Origin of the sequence: Winogradskyella rapida, from assembly GCF_042675845.1 — a bacterium.
Lineage (GTDB): Bacteria > Bacteroidota > Bacteroidia > Flavobacteriales > Flavobacteriaceae > Winogradskyella > Winogradskyella rapida.
Genome location: NZ_JBHTKM010000063.1, coordinates 376,007 through 398,961, shown reverse-complemented (window position 1 = coordinate 398,961; position 22,955 = coordinate 376,007). Strand labels below are relative to the sequence as shown.

The following is a 22,955-nucleotide window of genomic DNA, read 5'->3' as shown; positions in this document are numbered from 1 at the left end:
TCTTAGTTTTTTAGTTGCGAAGAAAAAAAGCACCATCCAAATTAATAGCTAAAATGGAATAGTGCTTTAGTTATTTAAGGTCAATATCTAGCGGTATTGTGCATAGATCACTTTAGTTTGTAGATATTCTTCCATACCATGTTTTCCATCGGCACCACCAATTCCAGATTTTTTCCATCCGGCGTGGAATCCTTGAATCGCTTCAAAATGTTCTCTATTGATGTAGGTTTCTCCGTATTCTAATTCTTCAGCAGCATGCATAACTTTATTAAAGTTCTCTGAGAAAATTGAAGACGTTAAACCATATTCAGAATCATTTGCTAAGGCAATTGCTTCGTCTAAGGTGCTAAATTTCATTACTGGTAAAACAGGACCGAAAACTTCATCTTGAATAATTTGCATGTCTTGTCTTACATTAGTTAATAATGTAGGTTGGTAAAAATACCCTTTGTCAAACTGGCTAGATTTATTTCCTCCAACTAAAACTTCTGCACCTTCTTTTTTAGCAAATTCAACCATTTCGGCTACTTTATCTAATTGAGGTTTAGAAACCAATGCACTCATATCTGGATTGTTATCAGAAAAAGCATCTTCTACTTTTAAAGCCTTCATTTTAGCTGTTACCATGTCTAAGAATTGATCGTGAATAGACTCTTCAACATACACACGTTCTGCACAGTTACAAACTTGACCGCTATAAATAATTCTAGAACCTACTACGGCATTCACCGCTAATTCTAAGTTAGCATCAGCACATACAATAGCTGGGGCTTTACCACCTAATTCTAAAGATACTTTAGTGATGTTTTCTGAAGCAGCTTCCATAACTTTCTGACCAGCAAAAACACTACCTGTTAAACTGATAATACCTGTAATTGGGCTTTTAGATAAAGCGTTTCCAACAACGGGTCCAGTACCACAAACAACGTTTAGGACTCCCGCAGGTAATTCAATTTTCTGTATTAAATCTACCCACTCCATAATAGTGTTCGGTGCAATACAACTTGGTTTAATAACACAAGTGTTTCCTGTAATTAAAGAACCAGCAACTTTTCTAGCCATTACAAAAAATGGGAAGTTCCAAGGTAAGATCCCTACAGCAACGCCAATAGGTGCTTTGTGTAAAAAGATGTGTTCTTTTTTACGGTCACTTTGTATAATTTCACCTTCTATACGTCTTGCAAAACCTGCATAATAATCAAAATAATCAGCGGTAACATCAATTTCTACTTGTGCAAGTCCAATGACTTTAGCTTGTTCTGCTGCTAAGGTTTCGGCTAAAAACACACGGTTTTCACGAATAACAGTCGCCATTTTGTGTAAATAATTAGCACGTTCAATAGCTGTTAGAGATTTCCAAGCATGTTGTGATTCTTTTGCGGCATCTAATGCATTATTAGCATCTTCAATTGAACCTTGTGGGATCTCAGATAATACTTCTTCTGTACATGGGTTAAGTACTTTTGTTACTTCGGAAGAAGTAGACTTTACAAACTTTCCGTTTATAAATTGATTAAATTCTTTCATGAGTGTTTACGTTTAGTTTATATTGTGATATATCTAATAAATTCAAGGTTTTTGTTGTAATTAAACAAAGTGTTGAATTTTTATTTATAAATATGGTCAACAAACATATACGTCAATGTGGATTTTGTATTTATCCATATTAATCAATAATATGTATAATTTAAACATAGAAGAATTCTGTGTTTAAGTTTTAAGCTGTTTTTAGCTCATAAAAAACGGTACATTGTTGTAAATATTTTTTGACGCACAACCAAGAAATCTTGGTCACTACAAAGAATCATATATTAGGATAGAGTACGTTTCTCAAATCCGTCAATTGCTTGCTCAAAATCTGCATAAGCCCCAAAATACGGTGTATAGAGTGTCTCAGGGCAGGTGAAGAAGAAAAAAAGGCTTAGGTGTATTTCCCCGATTTGTAGGAGGCCGGTGTTAAACCGGTCACCGATTTAAAAACGCGAGAAAAGTGATAGCGGTCAGAGAAGCCTAAACTAAAAGCAACATTTTCTATGGACTTATTGGTGTGTTCAAATAACTCACAAGACTTTGCAATTTTTCTATTTTGAACAAACTGATGTAAGGTGACATTCATTTCCTCTTTAAATAAGCGTGCAAATGAATTTGGGGCCATATTTACAAGCGAGGACATTTTAGTATTGCTTAATTTTTTATCGAGATTGACTTCAATATAACGAATCACTTTTAAAACACGTTCGTCTATATTAATAGTCTTCCATAATTCAGGACCTATATTAGTAAGGGCTTCTTTAATAAAAGCCTGTAGTTTTAAATTGAAAGTGAGTTTAAAATCTTTGTTTTCTACCTTTAAGCGGTTGGTTAAATAATGTAATCGATCTTTTAGGTAATCGGTTAATTCTATTTTTAAGATTCCAGGGAAAACACTATCAAAAGGAACCCCTAAATTAAAGTGCGCAAAGAAATGAATGAGAAACATATTCTCTAAATCGGCTTCGTTATGTTGGGTATTAACTTGTTTTCCAGAAACATGAATCCCTTCATTATAAATGTGGTTTTTTGTGTAACGAGAAGAAAACGATGTAAAAGGCGGGATAATATAGATGTAATCAGGATCCATGTCTATCACCGAATCTTGATGTATTAATTGTCCGCCGGTGTTTTTATTCCAATACAACCTCCAAAACGGAAAAACCATTTCATGGCAATCCCATAAATCGAGTAACCAATATCGGCAACATAACATCTTTAGTTTGAGGTCAATAAAATTCTGATGATTTGCAGAAGGGTCTCCTAATTCTATTTGTTTTACAAACTTCATAAACTACTAATGTTTGAATTAGATACAAAAATACAGATTTTGAATATCTAATAAGCTAGGTTCTGTCGCTAATTTTGTTTCAACAATTTTATTTAAAGCAATAGGACGCATCTCTAACTATAAATTTAATACAAAAGTTAAGATCTATAGAGGTGCCCCATTTGAGTACTAATAAATAATAAACACAAACAAATGAAAACGATAAAACTCCCCGTACAGGTAGAAGCAGAATTAAACAAAGTATCTGAAGTGGCTGGTTATTTATGGCAACGTGAATGGGCAGAACGTAATGCAGGTAATATTTCAATGAACTTAACCTCTTACTTTAAAAAAGAAGAAGTGCAAGGTATTGGAACAGAGGTGCCATTTGAATTTCCAAAAGGTGCTGCTGGGTTTGTAATCTACATTACAGGAACAGGTTGTTATTTAAGAGATTTAGTTGATAAGCTTGAGGAAGCTTCATGTATTTTATACATCAATGAAGATGCTACAGCTTATTCTATTATTTGGGGAGGTAAGCGTGAAAACTTCGGACCAACCTGTGAGTTAATTTCTCATGCAAGTATCCATTTATTTAACTCAATTCATCATCCAGAAAATTTAGCGGTTGTACATACACATCCACTTGAATTAATCTGTATGAGCCATCACGAGTTATTTGATAATGAAGAGGAATTAAACAGACAAATCTGGATGATGTGTCCTGAGGTTAAAGTATTTGTTCCTAAAGGAATTCACTGTACGCCATACGCTTTATCGAGTACTGCGGCTTTAGCAGAAGTTACGATGGAAGCTTTTAAAACAAGAAATGTTTCCTTGTGGGAAAAGCATGGGGCAACCGCCACAGCTCCAGATGTAATGCAGGCGTGGGACTTTTTAGATGTTGCTAATAAAGGTGCTAAAATGTTAATGATGTGTTGGGCTGCAGGGTTTAAGCCAGCAGGACTTTCAAATGATCAGTTAACAGAATTAGAGCAATTTACATAATAGAAAAAATAAAATAATCATGAGTAGATTAATAGGTAGATTACCAAAAGTAGGCATTCGCCCTGTAATTGACGGACGTGAATTAGGGGTAAGAGAGTCTTTAGAAGTTCAAACCATGGACATGGCTAAAGCTGCCGCTAAATTAATACAAGATAATTTGCGTTTTCCAAGTGGTGAAAACGTTGAGGTTGTTATTGCAGATACCACTATTGGTGGTGTTGCAGATGCAGCAGCATGTGCCGATAAATTTCAAAGAGAAGGTGTTGAAGTCTCTTTAACAGTAACGCCATGTTGGTGTTATGGAACTGAAGTTATGGATACCAATCCTTTAACGCCTAAAGCGGTATGGGGTTTTAACGGAACAGAACGCCCAGGAGCTGTGTATTTAGCAGCAGCATTGGCGGGATATTCTCAAAAAGGTTTACCGGCTTTTGGAATTTATGGTAAAGAAGTACAAGATGAAGGTGACCAAACTATTCCTCAAGATGTTTCAGAAAAAATATTACGTTTTGTAAAAGGTGGTTTAGCCGTAGCACAAATGAAAGGCAAGTCGTATTTATCTATAGGATACAGTTCGATGGGGATTGCCGGGTCTATGGTAGATGTTAACTTTTTACAAGATTACTTAGGTGTAAGAGCGGAGTTTGTAGAGTCTGTAGAGTTATTGAGACGTATGGACGAAGGTATTTACGACCATGATGAATTTGAAAAAGCATTAGCTTGGACCAAAGAAAACTGTACTGAAGGAAAAGATTATAACAGTCCTGAAGCTCAAAAATCAGCAGAACAAAAAGATGCTGAATGGGAAAAAGTCGTGAAAATGACTTTAATCTGTAAAGATTTAATGAACGGAAACCCTAAGTTAAAAGAGATGGGCTTCGGTGAAGAATCTAAAGGTAGAAATGCCATTATGGGTGGTTTCCAAGGACAACGTCAGTGGACCGATTACCAACCAAATGCCGATTTTACAGAGTCTATTTTAAACTCGTCTTTTGACTGGAATGGTATTCGTCAAGCTTACACGTTTGCGACTGAAAACGATTGTTTAAACGCTATTTCTATGTTGTTTGGACATTTATTAACCAATAAAGCACAATTATTCTCAGATGTACGTACGTACTGGAGTCCAGAATCTGTAGAGCGTGTAACGGGTAAGAAATTAACAGGAATTGCTAAAGACGGAATTATTCACCTTATCAATTCGGGATCTACAACCTTGGATGCTACAGCACAACAAACGGATGCTGATGGTAACCCAACGATGAAACCATTCTGGGATATTACAGAAGAAGAAGTTCAGAGATGTTTAGATAACACCAAATGGCCAGCTGCAATTGCTGAATACTTTAGAGGTGGTGGATTCTCTTCACAGTTTAAGACTAGAGGAGAGTTACCAATGACCATGTGTAGATTAAACTTGGTGAAAGGTATTGGACCTGTACTTCAAATTGTTGAAGGATGGAGTGTAGAGTTACCTGAAGATGTACATGAAGTCTTAGACGAAAGAACCAACCCAACCTGGCCAACAACTTGGTTTGTACCTAGAGTTACAGGAACAGGTTGCTTTAAAGATGTGTACACGGTGATGGCTAAATGGGGTGCAAATCATGGTGCCATTTCTCACGGACATATTGGTGCCGATTTAATTTCTTTAGCAGCGATGTTACGTATTCCTGTGAATATGCATAACGTTAGCGAAGATGACGTATTTAGACCAAGTGCATGGTCTGCTTTTGGCGAAGGCTTAGAAGGAGCAGATTATAGAGCTTGTGAAAATTATGGTCCGTTATACGGATTTAAAAACTAATTAGAATAACCATAAAAGGGTGATTGGCTTTTAAGGCAATTCACCCTTTTTTTAATTTTTGAACTGTGATGGTGAATGTAATTGCTGTAATTGATATAGGAAAAACAAATAAGAAAATACTCTTGTTTAATGAAACGTTTGAAGTGGTCTATAGAAACGCAACACGTTTTGATGAGGTTGAAGATGAAGATGGCGATCCTTGTGATGACATCGCGTCAATTGAAAACTGGATTCAAAATGAAATAAAACGAATTCAAGCAGAAGGCACGTATAGGATAAAGGCTATTAACTTTTCTACACATGGTGCTAGCCTGGTTTATCTTGATGAAAACGGCGACAGAATTACACCTTTATACAATTACTTAAAACCTTTAGATTTAGATGACTATCATGAGTTTTATGATGGTTATGGAGGTCAAGAAGAATTTGCAAGGAAAACAGCGTCTCCAGCCTATGGAATGCTAAACACCGGACTTCAAATCTTAAAATTACAAAAGGAAAAACCAGAATTTTGGAATCAAGTCCATACAATTCTACATTACCCACAATACCTAAGTTACCTGTTTACTAAAAAGGTAACAGCAGATTTTACCTCTGTTGGAGCTCATACAGCGACTTGGGATTTTGATACCATGCAGTACCATCAGTGGGTTTCAGATTATAAGTTAAATTTACCTACACCACAAAACGGTAAAGACGCTATAGTTACTCATTTTAACGGTCAAGATATAGCAGTAGGGACAGGGTTACACGATAGTTCGTCTTCTATTCTTCCTATATTAGAAACCGAAAAAGAAAAAGAATTTATTCTCTTATCAACGGGGACCTGGATTATTGCCATGAATCCTTTTAGTAAAGAGACCTTAACACAGCACCAGTTAAAAAATAACTGCTTGTGTTTTATGACCCCTCAAAAACAGCAAATCAAATCTTCGATGCAGTTTTTAGGGAACATCCATGAAGTGTATTTAAAAGCTTTAAGTAGCTACTTTAAAGTGGATATCGATACCCATTTAGACTTAGAATTAAATGAAACACTATGTCAAGAATTAGTTAATTCTAACGCTCGTGTGTTTTTATCTGAAGGGATTGATAGTGATTTTGAAGCCCATCCTTATCTCTTAACCAATTACAAGACTTACGAAGCCGCTTATTACCAATTGGTTTTTGAAATAAGTAAAAAAGTAATTCAAGGGATAGATTTAATTTTAGATGAAAATTCAGCGATTAAAGACATTTATATTTCGGGTGGTTTCAATAAAAATCTGATTTTTATAAGCTTTTTAAAATCATTGAAAACAGGTATTGAAATCCATATTTCCGATTGTAAAAACGAAAGTGCTTTAGGTGCCGCATTAATGATGAAGTCTTATCTTTAAGACTATTGAAGAGGTTTCAAAGCCTTTGAATAAGAATTATTAAGGTAGACATCACACTGGAAATTGAGCCCATATTTGGGCTTAACTTCAGTGCAATCTACTGTATTTTATAGTCAGGGATACTTCCGGAATTTAAGATTTATAATCATTTTAAACCCCGAATACGACCAATCTTGTAATAAATAAAGTTGGACTAAGGTGAAAAAATTACGAGAATTTATTAGACAATAAATTAAAATACTTATATTCTTGTGCCAAACTAAATAAACATGCGTAGAATTATATGCTTTCTTGGTGTTCTTGTAACACTTTGCATTCAACAAGCTTATTCTCAAAACTTCGAAAGAATCTCTAACAAAGAAGGGTTTAACCAAAATACCGTTAATGCCATAGAACAAGATAAATATGGGTTTTTATGGTATGCAACGCCTAACGGATTAATTCGTTATGACGGTTATGAGTTCAAAACCTTTAGTGCAAATCCTGAAGATGAACATGCCCTTGCCAGCAATTACATTACCTATTTATTTAATGATAAAAATGGGGTGCTTTGGATTGGGACTAAAATTGGACTGCACGTCTATGTGCCGTGGTTAGAACGTTTTTTTACCGTGCCTTTAAAGGCTAATATTGATGTTAATAAAATAGCTTCGAGAGGCGATGGCTATGTCTGGGTAACTTCACCAAATAGATTAATCCGTTGTCAATTAAAAGATGTGAATAACGGTACCTTTGAAGTGGTTGAAAACATTTTAGATTTAAAAGGCCAGTCCACTTCAATAAATACGTTTGCTTTTGGTTCTAATGCCGCTATTATTTTAGGGACCAATCAAGGTTTGAAAAAAGTAAAATATCAAGCTGAAGGGGCATCCGTAAAGTTGTTAATTCAGACTTTAGATGAGTTTGAATTTTTCAAAACCAAAGAAATTACTGAAATTATAAAGACAGATAATATCTTTTGGGTCGGTACCACAGAAGGCTTATTCAGTTCTAATCTAGATGCGAATACAGATTATTTAATTAAGAAAATAAAGGTGCCTCATAATGGTTCTACCATTTTTGTAAACAGTCTGTTTAAAGATCATAATAACGTTATTTGGATAGGTACCACAACGCAAGGGCTGTTCAAATTTAATCCTATTCTAAACTCCTTTAAACATTATAATCACAACGCTAAAAACAAAAATAGTATTAGTAGTCATCAGGTAAATGCGGTTTACCAAGATAGTTTTAATGTCCTATGGGTCGGTACCGCGCAAGGGGGGATTAACAAATTAGATTTGTACCAAAAGCCATTCCATTCCTATTCTAATAATCCTTATGATCCTTTTTCTATAGGCGATAACTTAATCACTTCAATATTAGAAGATAATACTGGTAAGGTTTGGGTTTCTGGTTATAATAAGAAGTTGTTTAGGAGTACCGAGGTTATCAATGAAAATAGTGTTGATAAAATTAAGTTTGAATCTTTAGAGGCAGAATTACCTATTGATGCTAACGATTTTATCCGTTGTATTTATCAAGACCAAAGAAATTATATTTGGTTTGGTACGGATAAAAAGGTTATTGTTTATAACCCTCAAAAAAAGGCATTTAAAACCTTGCAGCTAGTATCTTCCGGCGGAAAGTCGTCTGTATTTCTTTTTAGAGAAATAGCCCAAATAAATGATACGGATTTTATTTTAGCCGGAAATAGAATTCTTGTCATCGAAAACCCTTGGGAGACGATAGATAACGCTGCTCAGCCAAAAATTAGGTATAAAATCAAGTTAAAAATAGAAGCCAATAGAATTCAGAGTTTCCTTCAAGATCACAAAGGGCAATTGTGGTTTGGTAGCGATAACGGCTTATTGCAATGTACTTATACCGATGGCGAGCTTAAAATTTTGCACACCTACCACAATGGTAAAACCGGCAGTAGCCAACTAAGTAATAACAGTGTGTTTTCGCTTTATGAAGATCAAGAACACAACATGTGGATTGGAACGTTTGGGGGCGGTTTAAACAAATTAACCTTAGATGCTAATAGAGAACCTTCAGAGCTAGTCTATTTCAGGAAAAACGATCTCTTACCAGATGATGTTATTTATGGAATTTTACCCCAAAAGGATAGTGATAACTTGTGGATTAGTACCGATATGGGCTTGGTGCGCTTTAATACGGACACCAATAAGGTTAATGTTTTTGATGTGAGTGATGGTTTAGTTCAGAATAACTTTAGGCAATCGGCTTACAATTTAGGGGATTCGGGCTATATGTATTTTGGAGGCTTAAACGGTTTAACGATTTTTAATCCCGAGAAAATTGCATTAAATAAACAGTTGCCAAGGGTCTTAATTACCTCCTTACTGATCAATAATAAACCCGTTGAAATCGGTGAGACATTCAACGATATTACGGTTCTAGAAAAAGCCATTTCAGAAACGGATACCATTACCGTTTCTAAAAGTCAACGCATTATTTCGTTTAATTTGGTTGCCGAACATACTTCAGCACCAGCGAAAAATAAAATAGCCTATAAACTAGAAGGGTTTAATAAGGATTGGGTAGAAACGGATGAAGGAAAATCTACCGTTACGTATACCAATCTTGAGAACGGGACTTATACCTTAAAGGTGAAATCGGCCAATGGCGATGGCATTTGGAGCGATTCAACCAAAACACTAACCTTAGTGGTATTACCGCTTTGGTATCAAACCTGGTGGAGTTACACGTTGTTGATTATTATCTTTTTAGGCATTGGTGTTGGTATTGTGTTCTATTTTGTTCAGCATGAAAAATTAAAACAAAAATTAATCTATGAACAATTAGATAAGGATCGGGTAGAGGTGATTAACCAAGGTAAGTTTAAGTATTTTACGAACTTATCTCATGAGTTTAGAACACCGCTTACTTTAATTTCTGGACCCTTAGATCGTGTTATAGAAAATAATGTGTCTCCAGAAAGTGAACGCTATTTAGCCATTATTAAGCGTAATACTCACCGACTTTTAAGTTTAATAGATCAGTTAATCACATTTAGACAGGCCGAACAAGGTTATCTTAATCTTAACTATACCAAATCGACTTTAGGTGATTTTTTATATCCTACCACAGAGGCTTTTGAAAATTATGCTTTAGAAAAAAACATCAACTTCTATTACAAGATCAGTTCGCCTAATGAAGAGATTGTTATTGATGTAGAAAAGTTAGAACGTATAATTTTTAATTTACTCTCTAATGCCTTTAAGAACACACCGGTGCAAGGAACCATTAGCATCGATGCGTCTATTGTGTTTGAAGAAGGCGTGAAAAACATTAAGATAGATGTTATTGATACAGGGAAAGGAATCCCTAAAGAAAGTCTAAATACTATTTTTGAACGTTTCTACCAATTAGGAAATCAAGATGGCAATGTCAGTGGTGGTGGTATTGGATTGTCGTTCTGTAAATCTTTAGTAGAACTGTTTAATGGACGTATTTCGGTGAAAAGTAAACCGAATAAGGAGACCCGATTTACAGTAGTTATACCATCGTCTACGATAGAAGATATTCATATGGAAGAACAAGGCACTAAAAAATCCTTTATAAAGAATTGGGTGCCGTTACAGTCTAATAATGTTGAAGAAAAAAATAAGAGTATCACTGAGAAAAAACAACATAACGTTTTAGTGGTTGAAAATGAAATAGATATTCAAGATTTTCTTAATAGCGCCTTGTCAGACACCTATAATGTTACTATTGCTAATAATGGCTTAGAAGCTTTAGAAGCAATTAAGAACAAAGAGTTTAGTACGGTTATTAGTGATGTGATGATGCCAGAAATGGATGGTTTTGAATTGTGTAAACGTATCAAGGCTAATCCTGAAACCTGTCAGCTGCCAGTCTTGCTGCTAACAGCATTAGGTGATAATGTAGACCTTATTAGAGGTTTAGAGTTTGGGGCCGATGAATATATCAGTAAACCTTTTTCATTAAAACATTTAGAGCTGCGATTACAAAAGCTCATTGAAAACAATGTTAAAATTAAAGCACATTTTTCTAAAAATAGTTTACCGCCAAAGAATAAGAAGGAGTTGGGGTTCTCTAAACGTGATATTGAGTTTTTAGAAAATATAACGGAAATTATAGAACAAAACTTATCGAATTCTAATTTTGGGGTTGAAGAACTTTCTAAAGAAGCGGGCTTAAGTTCGTCTCATTTCTACAGAAAATTAAAACAACTTACCGGCCAAGTTCCAAATGCTTACTTGCGTAACTTTAGATTGCAAAGAGCGGCAGAATTATTAGATAGTAACAGTGGATTTAATGTGGCAGAAGTGATGTATCAAATCGGTATTGAATCTAACTCTTACTTTTCTACCTCATTTAAGAAATTACATGGTGTCTCGCCTTCAGAGTACTCTAAACGCCAAAAATGATAGGTTTTAGCAAGGAAATGGTGAATTATAGAAAAGCGAATACCACCAAGTTATTTAAGTTTGTTCTGAACAAATTATTAATTAATATTAAACTAATTTATCAAGATGAAAAAAACAATATTATTACTCGTATTTAGCATTGCACTTTCAAGTTCTTTATTTGCGCAACAAGATGTAGATAAAAAAGTAGAAGCTTATATTACAAGAGTTGAAAGTAAAATAACGCTTACGAGTGAAGAAAAAGCAACGTTAATAACTTTAAATACGGAACATGCTAAAGCAGGCTTAGAAATTAATGATACGTATGAAAAAGGTTCTGAAGAGCTTAAAGCAAAGCGAAAAGAGAACAATAAGCGCTATGGAAAAGCGTTAAAAGAGGCCTTTGGAAAAGAGCGTGCTAAGGAAATAAAAATGGCCGCTAAAAAGAATAAAAAAGGTAAAAAGAAGAAAAAGAAAAACTAAGCGTTTTTTTTAAATCTAAACAATAGACCTCTATACGTCTATTATTTTAGGACGTCTTATAACAGTTTGTTTTAGGTTAAGGTCTTTAAATAAAAAAGTCCATTAAAGGTGTTTTATGATACTTTTAATGGACTTTATCTTTGTATTAATTTAAGCCTTTTAGTGCAGGTTGCTTTATGCGCTTAAATCATGTTTTAATAAGAATTAAATAGAATGTGTCCTCTCTATAACTGCAATAGGCCTTCTTAAGTACGGATAAAGCAATAAAGAAGAAGAACAAGAATATAAATCATTACTAAGCATAAAAATTTAATCACCTCAATAGCATAACATGTTTACATTTAAACCCTATTTAATTCTAATTGTTTTAAGTTTCGCTCTGCAAGCGCAAGAAAAATCATTAAAAATTGAAGGCCTTGTTTTAGATAATAACAATTTAAGTATTCCGTATGCTGCTGTGAGTATTACGTCCAAATACCTTGGAACCTCAACTAATGAAGATGGTCATTTTTACCTAGAATTATCTAAGAACAACCGCTTAGATACGCTAGAAGTTTCTAGTATCGGTTTTGTGACGTCTAAAATAGTAGTCAAAGATTTTATGGCCTTAAAGGAAAAAGTGATTATACTAAATGAGGATGTGGTGTCTCTTGATGAAGTTAATATCATGAATCCTAAGCAATATGTTAATCTCGCTTTTAAAAATTTAAAGGATAATACCGTAAGTACTGTACACGAGTTAAAAATTCTGAATCGGTTTTTTGCTGTAGAAGATGACATTGCTAAGTTTTATGTAGAACATTATGTAAAAGTTAAAGACGTAGGTCCTCGAGGTGGCATAAAAGTCCGGAAATTAGGTATTGAAGAAGGTCGGCAATCCGTAGATTTTAGAAGTTATAAAAATGCCAATATTGGCAGAATTTATCCCATAAATTTTATGACTAAAATAGATCCGCTTCGAAGAGGGATAAACGTAAATGATTACAAATGGTCTAAAATAGGCGATACTTCTTATGATGGAGAAGCCATTGTAATTATTCGAGGTAAAATAAACAAGAGAAAAAGGCAACCTTATTTAGATCCTATTTTATTTATTGGCATTGATAGTTATAAGGTATATAAAACCACTAATGCGTCTAATACAGTGGTGTATATTTATAAAAAAAATGACGATGGAAAACTGTATTTAAGTTATCATAATCATTATACCAGACGCTTTATGGATCTAACGGAAGAACATCAAAAAATTCTTAAAACGACAAAGCAACAAATTAAATTGTCTAAACGGAATGAGGTGATAGTGTTAGGTATAGAAACAGATAAGAAAAAGATAGATGTGGGCTTTACCGATGTGTATAGAATGAAGATGGAAGAAATTAAGGTTAAATATAATGCCGAGTTCTGGGAAAACTTTAATCTGCCACCGCCAACGGAATATTATAAAAAAAGTATTAAAGAATTAGAAGCTAGTTATGGTATTGATATCCAAACGCAGTTTGAGTATGCTAACAAAGATAATTGATCCGTTGTTATGGTCGTAACTTTTAAATTGTGGAGACAAAAAAAAATCTCAGATTAAAATGTAATCTGAGATTTTTTTATGTTTAATTATTCTGGAAGATTTATAAATAAACCTATCTAATGCGCTCAATAGTAAAGTGTGTTTTACCTCCATAAGCATCTAGAACTACTCCAGTTTGGTAGTTCTGAACAAAAACCGCTATGGTTTCTCCGGCATTAACTTCAGCGACGCAAGAAATTTGTCGCGCCACAGGACTTGCGGTCGTTCCATTATAATAATGATTCTGCGTGTATTCTTGATAAATTGTACCATTGATATACACCGCAATACCATAATATTGGGTGTTTGCTTGTGATGCGGTAGTATGAAAACTAGCATTAATTCTATAAATACCAGTATTTGCGGCTACAAATTGGTTGTTTGCGGTATCAAATTCCGAAGAACTAGTAGCATTAAGTGATACTGTATTAAAATTAATTTTTTCCCAACCACCAGTTGCGAGAGTTTGATTCGCACTCATTGTGGCTCTTATAATTGGAAAGGTAGAAATATCTGGGGTTTGATCTTCAAAAGTTAATTGTCCTGCACCATCAGTTACTAATATTTGATCTGCGGTGCCATCTACTGTTGGAAAAGCGTAACCGTTATTAGCTCCAGGTTCTGCTACTTGTAACTCTCCGTTTACTCTTAGTATATCGTTATCAAACTCTCCATAAATTAGAGGTGTAGGTCCATTGTTATTTGAAATGACTAGGGAATGATTAACCGTATAGAAATTGGTATGTAAACCTGCATTATCACCAATAAAGACATTATTACTTCCTGTAGCATAACGCCCAGTGTTTTTACCGATAAACACATTTTTTGAACCTCCTGTTAAAGAAGAACCAGAATTAAAACCAATAAGGACATTGTCTGCCCCCGTAGTGTTACCGCTTCCTGCGTTTGTCCCTATGGCTACATTAGAAGTTCCGGAGGTGCTGCTAAATAAGCTGTTGTTTCCAAACGCTACATTATTATTTGCCGTGTTAGATCTGAGAGCTCCATGCCCAAAAGCCGTATTGCTGTTTCCAGAAATATTAGAATATAGGGCTTCATAGCCAACACTTGTATTTTGTTCACCATCGTTATTTAGAAATGAAGCACGATACCCAACAGCCGTGTTTTCGCTAACGGTATTGTTTGTTAAAGCTTCTGTACCAATCGCTGTACTATAAGCTCCAGTAGTATTAAAGCGTAAGGCCAAGTGCCCAATAGCAACGCTACCGTCACCAGTAGTATTGGTAAACAAGGCACCATTTCCAAGGGCTGTATTTGTAGCTCCGGTATTGTTACGTAAAGCATCAGAACCCATAGCGGTATTGTGATTAGAGCTCGTATTCGCTTCTAAGGCCCGTTTTCCAAATGCCGAATTTCCTGCTCCTGTAGTGTTATTTTCTAAAGCCACGTAACCAAAAGCAGAGTTATTACTTCCCGTACTAAATTTTAAGGTGGCATAGCCTAAAGCGGTATTATGATTCCCATCAGTATTTAATTGTAAAGCATTATAGCCAATACCAATATTGTTATTATCAGTGGCATCATCATTCGCGCCTGCGTTTTCGCCAATAAAGATAGAAGACCCATTGTCAGAACCATCGTCATCTGATTTAGCATCAGAGAGATCATTTAATTTTTCAATATTAGAAAACCGAACCCATTCTGTAATCCCGTTATTCCAATAATAAAATCCTCTAGTGGAGGTACCTACCGTGGTGGTAAGGTAAACTAGCATTCCATCTTGATCTGAGGTTGGGTTAGTAGTCGGAAACGTATCAATTCTTGGGATTAAAAGGCCGTCATCAAAAGAAGGAGAAGCTTGGTTAGAAGCACTAATATCTAAGGACGCTTTAGGATCTGTATTGCCTATGGCAACCTGTGCAAATGTGAATGAACTTACAAATAGAGAAAGGAATAAAATAACCGTTTTAAGATTTAATGAGCTTTCTAGATGGACATCAGTTTTCATACTTTAGAGGGATTTTTATTTTCAAATTTTACACATTTACCCTATTTAGGGCCAATTGGATTTGTGAGCTATAAACAATCATTTTTAGGGATTACTGTAAAGCTAAATCTTCAGGTTTGTTGTTGTAGGTTAGAACCGCTTATGTTTTATGGTTCAAGGAGATGGGGTTATAAAGGTAGGTTATTTAAGATACTAATTCATTCTCTAATCCACCAGGTTTTTACTGTAATCTGTCAAAAAATATGGTTGTAAAGCTTATGGTATTCAGATTTTTATGTTTTTTTTGAAAGCAAGACGTTTCGTAGCGGTCGTTGTGGATTTAAATAGGTTTTAAGACGGATTTAAATAGAATTGATAGATTAAAGCAAAATTTGAAGCCATTTGAGACAGAGGAAAATGCTTTAGTTTTGTTATTTCGCTACCAACTTAATCAGGTTTTAAAACGGCTTAAAATAAATTAATATCCTAGCAATGACGTATTCTAATTCTATAGTTTATTTTCTCATCGGAATGTTGTGTCTGAGTTGTCATACACAGCATCCTAAAGTGTCTAATTTAGCAACAGCAACAGAGCGCCCAACACCTAATGTGTTGTTACTACTTACGGATGATTTGGGATGGCAAGATGTAAAAGCTTATGATATTGATGCGCCTTCGCCTTACGAAACTCCAAATATTGATGCTTTAGCAAAAAAGGGTGTTCAGTTTTGGCAAGCCTATTCTCCAGCACCAACCTGTGCACCTAGCCGTTGTGCTATTATGAGTGGTACCCATCCTGCAAGAGCGCAGAAAACTCATGTTGTTGGTGGTGCACCTCCTACAGTACATTCAAACAAAAATTCACAGCGCATAATGGATCCTTGGTATAGCGGCCGTATGCCTGCTAATGAAATGACTTTGGCTCGCGTCTTACAACAAAATGGTTATACCACCGGACATGCCGGAAAATGGCATATGGCTATCAATCACTTCGCCTATCCACAACCTGAAGATCAAGGCTTCGATGTTACTACAGCTAACCGTGGGGCAACAAGTCCGCAAGTTCCTCACCGTCTTACCGATTTTGCCACTACAGATGCCAATGACCCTTATCGATTAGATGCGGAAGGCTTTCCGTTTCATCAAAATAACGAAGACGCTTTAAACTTTTTAAAAACACACAAAGCGGAGCCTTTCTTTTTGTATTATGCCACATTTTTAGTGCATGCACCAATTCATACACGAAGTAAAGCACTCTTAGAAAAATACTGCGAAAAGTTAGGACTTCCTTATCCAACAGATCCAGAGCATTGGGACGTAGAAGGACAAAACAACCCGTATTACGCCGCTATGGTAGAAATGTTAGATCATTATGTAGGGGAGGTTTTTGACTATTTAGAAACCACAGACGATCCCCGTTGGCCAGGGCATAAGTTAGTTGAAAACACCTATATTATTTTCACTTCAGATAATGGAGGTATGGAAAAAGCCCATGGTGATATTGTGACCGATAATTATCCTTTAGATAAAGGAAAAATAAACGCCAAAGAAGGTGGTGTGCGCGTACCGTTATTTATTTCAGGACCAGGAATTAAAAAAGGCATTACATCTGATGTGGTTGTTAATGGTTTGGATTTTTACCCAACAATTCTATCCTTACTAGACATCGATAGGCCTAAGGAGAAGCATTTAGATGGTGCTGATTTGTCTACATTGTTATTAAATGATCCTACCGATTCTAAATTAGTCTTAAATGAAAAAGGGGAGGAGCGCACAAGCATGATGTGGCATTTTCCACATGCCGCGTCGCAAAGTACACTGCGCGTTGGTGATTTTAAACTGATTAGAAATTACGATTTTAAGAACAATGCCGCAACCCCAGAATTTGAGTTGTATCAATTATACGATACTCAGAACGGTACTGCTCAACGTATCGATATAGAAGAAGCTCATAATCTTGCCCAATCAGAACCTCATAAAGTTCAAAAGATGAACACGCAGTTGACCAACATTTTAACAGAAATGAATGCCAGCTACCCGTCTTATAATCCTTTTTATAAAGGTAAGATGGAATTTAAAGAAAATGTACCCACCGTATTAGGGGTTAACAAAGCCGATCAACAGGTAACATTTACTTATAAAGAAAATGGCGCTAAGGTAATTAAGGCCAATTTAATTTATACAACCAACGGAGGACATCGTTACGAAGAGTGGTTTAAAACCGATGCGCAATTAAATGCAGATGGAACCGTAACAGCGCAATTGCCAAACGGAACAACGCACTATATTCTCAATCTCATTGACGAGCATAATTTCTTAGTGAGTTACCCAGAAATACCACCGACAAGATCCATTAAAGCCGCAAAAAAGAAATATTCGAACTATGCTTTGAGTGGGCTGAAATAGCCGATGCTTTATTGAAATTAAATTTTTAATGGGTCTAAATTAAAGCGTTAAACCTTGTTTAAAAGCGGTTTTAGAGGTGTTTTACAAGAAATTAGTATGTTTTTGATGGATTTGAGCAAAGGATTTTAATAGGATAGCTTTAACTTTGGGTAAACTAAATTTTAAACGATAAACTATGAAAAAACAATTACTTTTTACTTTAGCCTTTTGTGGAGCGCTTACTTTCGCTTCAGCGCAAACCGAGATTTCATTTGATGAAACAGGAACAGATGTCCAAACTTTTACGGTAGGACAACAAGGTGGAGATGATCTTGATGAAGGTATTCTTGCTGTCACCGGAACAGGAGTAGCAGTGCCTAACAATAATTTTATGGGGATAAGATCTGATACCCCTACTGATGATGGTGCCACAGGGACATGGACTTTTACAATCACTACAGCATCTACTACACCAATAAATACAACTTTGTTTTTAGATATGGCGAAACGTCCAGGGTGTAGTGTAAGTGGAACGGTTTCTGTTTCAGGAGCTACAAGCATGTCTTACGCTTTTGCTACTGACGGAACTGATGTTTCTGCAGTAATGGATACACCGATTCAATTTGAATCAATTTTATCTCTTGTTAATGGTGCGCCGCTTACCGTGACCATTTCTTTAGATGAGATGTTAAACGTGGATAACGTAGCGACTTCTATTTTTAGATTAGAAAATGTAGTTCTTGAAAGAGATGGCGTTTTAGGTCTTGAAGATGTTTCAACACAAGAGATCAGAGCGAATGTTTTTCCTAATCCAGCAAAAAATAGTTTTCAAATTCAAGCCAATGAAAACGTTGAGCGCGTAGAATTATATAACATTACGGGACGTTTGGTAAAAACATTTGAAGGTGAAGCTAATTATGACATCAGTGATTTACCATCAGGAATTTACCTTGCTCAGGTAAAAATGCCTTTAGGAACTCAAACTTTAAAAGTGATTAAAGAGTAAAGACCACACTTTTATAAAATTTATTGCAAAAGAGTTTCTTAGTTTATTAAACTAAGGAACTCTTTTTCGTTTATAGAGTTGTAAACAGTAATTATTTCAGAATTAAGCCTGACAATAATTAAGGCGTAACAGAATGTTCAACAAAATGTTCAAGTCTCATATAAAAACCTTAAAAAAATTGAAATATGGCTTGTGTGTTGGTCTACAGCTGTTTTTGCAAGATAAGAGACTGCTTTTGGGTGAATTCAGCAACCGCTTTTCGCATTGCTTAACTAGCTTTGAAGTACTAATTATTAAACAACTTATATTATGAAAAAACAACTACTTTTTACATTAGCATTCGTCGCTTCTATCTTTGTAGCTTCGGCACAATCTAACACCTTTACCTTTACAGGTTCAAGTTCTGAAAGCACCACATTTTCTTTTGGTTCTACCGCTGGAATCTATGCGCTTTCAGGAACGGACTTCAGTCAAGGTGCAAGTTTTATCAGTTATAATTCTGAAGTTGAAAGCGGAAGCTCTGTAAGCGAAAGTTTTGGTATTGATACCGATAGTGGTAGTACAGAAAGAACGCTTACGTTTACGTATAGAAAAAGAGCTGCTATGACTGGAGTCTTAAGAGTTTCTGTACCTGGACAGGATGACGTTATCTATAATTTAGAAGATACTTCTGCAGAAGATGGATCTAACAACGCTTTAGTAGAGCGTACTTTAGATTATCCACATGTACTTAATTTATCGCCGGTAGCAACAAACATTACATTTACAGTAGATGAATTAGCTCAGAATGGAGTTAATAATGTACGTTTAAGAATTTATGATGTAATCGTAAACGGGACGCTATCTACACAAGATTTTAACCGTACAGAATTAAACGTTAAACTTTATCCTAATACGGTTCAGAACAGTTTCCAAATTGATTCTAACGATAGTATAGAACAAGTGGCTTTATACAATATTACAGGTCAATTAATTAGAACTTATGGAGAAGAAGCAAATTACAATATTAGCGATTTAGCTTCAGGGATTTACCTTGTAAATATTAAAACAGCATTAGGTTCTAAAACACTTAGAATTATCAAGAAATAATCCTATACCTTCATTTCTTTAGTAACCATGGTTGCTTAGATTATTGTTTGTTTAGTTAAGGTAGTAAGTAAAATTGCTACCTTTTTTTTGTTTAATACTGAATATCGTTTCGCAAATTTCCTTTTTAAGGAGGTATAACTATAAAGACGGGGAAAAGGGTGAACGTGTTTACCGAAGTTTAAATGTTAGGTTAAGCCATCAAAGTATCATGAGGTTATGAATAGCAATACATATGTGATAATAGGAATGCTGCTCTTGTCTAAGCTTGTATTTAGTCAGGCCGCACCACCAATTAAAGGTCGTGTTGTTAATGAGAACAAGACGCCTTTAGAACAAGTTTCTGTAGCGCTTTTAAAGCAGAAGGATTCTACATATATTAATTATACACTTACCGATGCAACCGGAGCATTTGCCTTTCAAGAAGCTCCTAAAGATTCCTTATTACTTCAATTTTCTTATTTAGGTTATGAATCCTATTTTAAGTCTGTTGCTTATAATAATAAACCTATAGAACTTGGTGAAATCGGCCTTAAAGAAGATACGTATCAATTAGAAGCGGTAACAATATCTGCAGAGCTTCCTATTCAAATAAAAGAAGATACGATTGCTTTTAATGCCAATTCTTTTAAAGTTAACGCGAGTGATAATTTAGAAACCCTATTAAAAAAATTACCCGGTTTAGAGATCGATTCTAAGGGTAAAGTTGTAGCGCAAGGCAATGAAGTTACTAAGATTTATGTGGATGGGAAAGCCTTTTTTGGAGGAGATCCGGCCATTGTATTAAAAAATTTATCGGCAGATGCTATTGCAAAAATTGAAGTTATTGATAAAAAAAGTGATGAAGCAGAACTTACAGGTGTAGCCGATGGGAATAAGCAAGTGGTGATTAATTTTACGCTTAAAGCCTCAAAAAAAAATCAAGGTTTCGGTAAGGCTTCCGCAGGAATTGGCTTAGATCGTCGCTATTTTAGTAATTTTAATTTCAATAAGTTTTCCCCTAAAACGCAGTTTTCCGTGATTGGTAAACTCAATAATATCAATATTACGGGCTCTAACATTCAAGGCTTTTTAGAAAATACGGATGGTATTGCAGACGAATCTGATGACGATGATAGTCAAATAAAATCTTCAAAAAGCTTAAGTGGTTATTTAAAAACAGGAGTTGCTGGTGTAAATTTTGGTCATGAGTTTAAGAAAAAAGAAGTGTTCAATGCCGATTATTTCTACAACCTTTCCGATAACAGAGGGACGTCTTTTTCTAAACGAATATCGTTTTCTAATACCAATAACTTTGATTACGACGCCGAAAATACGTTTAACAAAGTTTCTGAAAATCACAATTTTAATTTCAATTATAAAAACAGATCCAACAAAAGAAATAGCCTTATTATTAGAGGACGTCTAAATGCCGATGATGTTCTTCAAAATACCTCTAAATCGGGTTTTTATTATGATGAAGATGAGGCTTTACAAACAACAAACGTTCAAGACTACCGAAATAAGAACACTAAAAAGACATTGTTTTTTAACCTAAACTTCTATCAGAAACTAAAAAAAGCAGGGCGTAGCTTTAGTGTGGGGTTTAATACTAATATAAGTCAAAAAGAAAAAGATAATACGCAACACACGTTTATCACTAGAAACATAAGTAGCGATAACCTCTCTAATAGTGAGATTCTTTCCCTTAGGGACGAAGTTTTTAATAACGGCCAATATAAATTCAATTTTAAATATACAGAGCCACTTGGCGGGTATCATTATTTTAAATTTCAATCGTCCTTAAAGGTGTTAAATCAAAAGGAAGACATCTATCAACTTAAAACTATAATAACGGATGCTAATGCTGAAGAGCTTCTAGTGTATAAATACAATAACAGAGAAGGGAGTTATCAAAACCGAATGGCTTACAGTTACAGTGCGAAAAAATTGAATGTGTTTACGGGTGTTGAACTTCAAGAACTCGACCGCGTTTTTGGTGTGGTAGACCAAGACAACTTCAGAAGTCGTCAGTTTTATGTCAACCCATTTTCAACCTTGCAATACAAACCCAAACAAGGCGTAAAATACCGATTTGTGTATAAAAGAATTATACGCAGTCCTAGAACTCATGAAAGCTCAACGGTTATTAATGACCTCAATCCTTTCTTTATTAGGCGTGGTAATCCGGATTTAAAAACCGAAAAAAATGACGATTTTTCGCTATTGGCTAATATTTATAATTATAAATCGTCGCTCAATTTTACGGGTTCGGTTAAATACAAATATTCTCAAGATGCTATTATTTCCAATATTGCTATTGATGATGAATTTGTTAAAACAAGAAGTTACATTAATAGTGGCAATAGAAAGCGACTAACGACGGCTTTTAATTTTAGTAAAAAAATTAAGGGGTTAGGGGTACGCTATGCTCTTAAGACAAGTAGTTTTTATGATGCCTATACCGCATTGGTTAATTTACAACTCAATGATGTTGTTGCTAAAGAGCATTTAATGGGGCTGACTTTAGAAAATAGCAATAAAAACGTTATGGACTTAAAGCTAGGAACGCAATACAGTGTGAATAACACCTCGTTTTCTATAGAACAAGACCTGGATAGAACCTATACCAAGCAACATTATTTTTCGTCTGTAGATTATGATTTTACTAAGCAACTGAACTTTAATACCCAGTTTGATTATTTTGTGTTTTCAGACAATCAATTTGCTACCAATCTGCATCTCCCTTTATGGAATATGGCGATTTCCTATACCGTTAAAAACAGTTCTAATATTGTAAAATTAGTTTTAATTGATCTTCTCGATAAAAATGTAGATTTTGAACGGAGAAGTACCACTAATTATTTTGAAGAAACGACCTCAGAGAGTTTAGGACGCTATATTATTTTAAGTTATACCTACAGATTAGGGCAAGGTAATAAGAGAGAAAGATAAGAGGCTAGGGGTTTACAGAAGGGACTTTCCTGTAGCTTTAGATTGAGTAGGAACCCTGTAATTTCGACTTTTTGTTAACGAAACGAAGTCTCTAAGGGGTATAAAAAAATAATTTGCCATTCCTGCTTTATATCGCGCAAGTCGCGCTTAAGCTAAACGCTGTATAATAAAGTTGTCTT

General features: G+C 35.0%; 13 protein-coding genes. 10 read left to right on the top strand and 3 right to left on the bottom strand.

Annotated elements, in window-relative coordinates:
* Positions 1-87: 87 nt before the first annotated feature.
* Together aldA and ACFQ13_RS09075 are read right to left on the bottom strand one after the other, a co-directional pair.
* Positions 88-1,527, bottom strand: a complete 1,440-nt coding sequence (gene aldA, locus ACFQ13_RS09080) for an aldehyde dehydrogenase (RefSeq protein WP_386116469.1) — start codon at positions 1,525-1,527, stop codon at positions 88-90.
* Between the two features lie 394 nt (positions 1,528-1,921).
* The gene (locus ACFQ13_RS09075; protein WP_386116466.1) at positions 1,922-2,821 is read right to left on the bottom strand and encodes an AraC family transcriptional regulator; all 900 of its coding nucleotides are present in this window, start codon (positions 2,819-2,821) and stop codon (positions 1,922-1,924) included.
* Between the two features lie 192 nt (positions 2,822-3,013).
* Between ACFQ13_RS09075 and rhaD the strand changes: the two genes are divergently transcribed.
* The 6 genes from rhaD (at position 3,014) to ACFQ13_RS09045 (ending at position 13,378) form a co-directional block, all read left to right on the top strand.
* The gene (gene rhaD / locus ACFQ13_RS09070) at positions 3,014-3,808 is read left to right on the top strand and encodes a rhamnulose-1-phosphate aldolase (RefSeq protein ID WP_114308801.1); all 795 of its coding nucleotides are present in this window, start codon (positions 3,014-3,016) and stop codon (positions 3,806-3,808) included.
* A 19-nt stretch (positions 3,809-3,827) separates the two neighbouring features.
* On the top strand, positions 3,828-5,615 hold the full coding sequence (locus tag ACFQ13_RS09065) for an L-fucose isomerase (RefSeq protein ID WP_386116463.1): 1,788 nt from the start codon (positions 3,828-3,830) through the stop codon (positions 5,613-5,615).
* Between the two features lie 68 nt (positions 5,616-5,683).
* Positions 5,684-6,994, top strand: a complete 1,311-nt coding sequence (locus ACFQ13_RS09060; protein WP_386119408.1) for an FGGY family carbohydrate kinase — start codon at positions 5,684-5,686, stop codon at positions 6,992-6,994.
* Between the two features lie 269 nt (positions 6,995-7,263).
* Entirely contained in the window at positions 7,264-11,394 is a 4,131-nt protein-coding gene (locus tag ACFQ13_RS09055) for a hybrid sensor histidine kinase/response regulator transcription factor (RefSeq protein WP_386116460.1), read from the top strand.
* A gap of 105 nt (positions 11,395-11,499) precedes the next feature.
* Complete coding sequence (locus ACFQ13_RS09050; protein ID WP_386116457.1) at positions 11,500-11,856, top strand: hypothetical protein; 357 nt, start codon at positions 11,500-11,502, stop codon at positions 11,854-11,856.
* A 331-nt stretch (positions 11,857-12,187) separates the two neighbouring features.
* Positions 12,188-13,378, top strand: a complete 1,191-nt coding sequence (locus ACFQ13_RS09045) for a carboxypeptidase-like regulatory domain-containing protein (protein ID WP_386116454.1) — start codon at positions 12,188-12,190, stop codon at positions 13,376-13,378.
* Positions 13,379-13,490: 112 nt separating this feature from the next.
* On the opposite strand, the gene ACFQ13_RS09040 is transcribed toward ACFQ13_RS09045, so the two are convergent.
* Positions 13,491-15,386: a hypothetical protein gene (locus ACFQ13_RS09040; RefSeq protein ID WP_386116452.1), complete on the bottom strand. Its 1,896-nt coding sequence runs from the start codon at positions 15,384-15,386 to the stop codon at positions 13,491-13,493.
* Positions 15,387-15,857: 471 nt separating this feature from the next.
* Between ACFQ13_RS09040 and ACFQ13_RS09035 the strand changes: the two genes are divergently transcribed.
* The 4 genes from ACFQ13_RS09035 (at position 15,858) to ACFQ13_RS09020 (ending at position 22,776) form a co-directional block, all read left to right on the top strand.
* Complete coding sequence (locus ACFQ13_RS09035) at positions 15,858-17,771, top strand: sulfatase (protein WP_386116449.1); 1,914 nt, start codon at positions 15,858-15,860, stop codon at positions 17,769-17,771.
* Between the two features lie 175 nt (positions 17,772-17,946).
* Positions 17,947-18,756 (top strand): T9SS type A sorting domain-containing protein, encoded by an 810-nt coding sequence (locus ACFQ13_RS09030; RefSeq protein WP_386116447.1) that lies wholly within the window; start codon positions 17,947-17,949, stop codon positions 18,754-18,756.
* A 309-nt stretch (positions 18,757-19,065) separates the two neighbouring features.
* Positions 19,066-19,845 (top strand): T9SS type A sorting domain-containing protein, encoded by a 780-nt coding sequence (locus ACFQ13_RS09025; protein WP_386116445.1) that lies wholly within the window; start codon positions 19,066-19,068, stop codon positions 19,843-19,845.
* Positions 19,846-20,061: 216 nt separating this feature from the next.
* Positions 20,062-22,776: an outer membrane beta-barrel protein gene (locus ACFQ13_RS09020; RefSeq protein ID WP_386116442.1), complete on the top strand. Its 2,715-nt coding sequence runs from the start codon at positions 20,062-20,064 to the stop codon at positions 22,774-22,776.
* The last annotated feature ends 179 nt before the right edge of the window (positions 22,777-22,955 follow it).

What these genes read in the sequence shown, in the direction of transcription:
- aldA (WP_386116469.1), bottom strand. Translation starts at nt 1,527, where the DNA reads ATGAAAGAATTTAATCAATTTATAAACGGAAAGTTTGTAAAGTCTACT.
- ACFQ13_RS09075 (WP_386116466.1), bottom strand. Translation starts at nt 2,821, where the DNA reads ATGAAGTTTGTAAAACAAATAGAATTAGGAGACCCTTCTGCAAATCAT.
- rhaD (WP_114308801.1), top strand. Translation starts at nt 3,014, where the DNA reads ATGAAAACGATAAAACTCCCCGTACAGGTAGAAGCAGAATTAAACAAA.
- ACFQ13_RS09065 (WP_386116463.1), top strand. Translation starts at nt 3,828, where the DNA reads ATGAGTAGATTAATAGGTAGATTACCAAAAGTAGGCATTCGCCCTGTA.
- ACFQ13_RS09060 (WP_386119408.1), top strand. Translation starts at nt 5,684, where the DNA reads ATGGTGAATGTAATTGCTGTAATTGATATAGGAAAAACAAATAAGAAA.
- ACFQ13_RS09055 (WP_386116460.1), top strand. Translation starts at nt 7,264, where the DNA reads ATGCGTAGAATTATATGCTTTCTTGGTGTTCTTGTAACACTTTGCATT.
- ACFQ13_RS09050 (WP_386116457.1), top strand. Translation starts at nt 11,500, where the DNA reads ATGAAAAAAACAATATTATTACTCGTATTTAGCATTGCACTTTCAAGT.
- ACFQ13_RS09045 (WP_386116454.1), top strand. Translation starts at nt 12,188, where the DNA reads ATGTTTACATTTAAACCCTATTTAATTCTAATTGTTTTAAGTTTCGCT.
- ACFQ13_RS09040 (WP_386116452.1), bottom strand. Translation starts at nt 15,386, where the DNA reads ATGAAAACTGATGTCCATCTAGAAAGCTCATTAAATCTTAAAACGGTT.
- ACFQ13_RS09035 (WP_386116449.1), top strand. Translation starts at nt 15,858, where the DNA reads ATGACGTATTCTAATTCTATAGTTTATTTTCTCATCGGAATGTTGTGT.
- ACFQ13_RS09030 (WP_386116447.1), top strand. Translation starts at nt 17,947, where the DNA reads ATGAAAAAACAATTACTTTTTACTTTAGCCTTTTGTGGAGCGCTTACT.
- ACFQ13_RS09025 (WP_386116445.1), top strand. Translation starts at nt 19,066, where the DNA reads ATGAAAAAACAACTACTTTTTACATTAGCATTCGTCGCTTCTATCTTT.
- ACFQ13_RS09020 (WP_386116442.1), top strand. Translation starts at nt 20,062, where the DNA reads ATGAATAGCAATACATATGTGATAATAGGAATGCTGCTCTTGTCTAAG.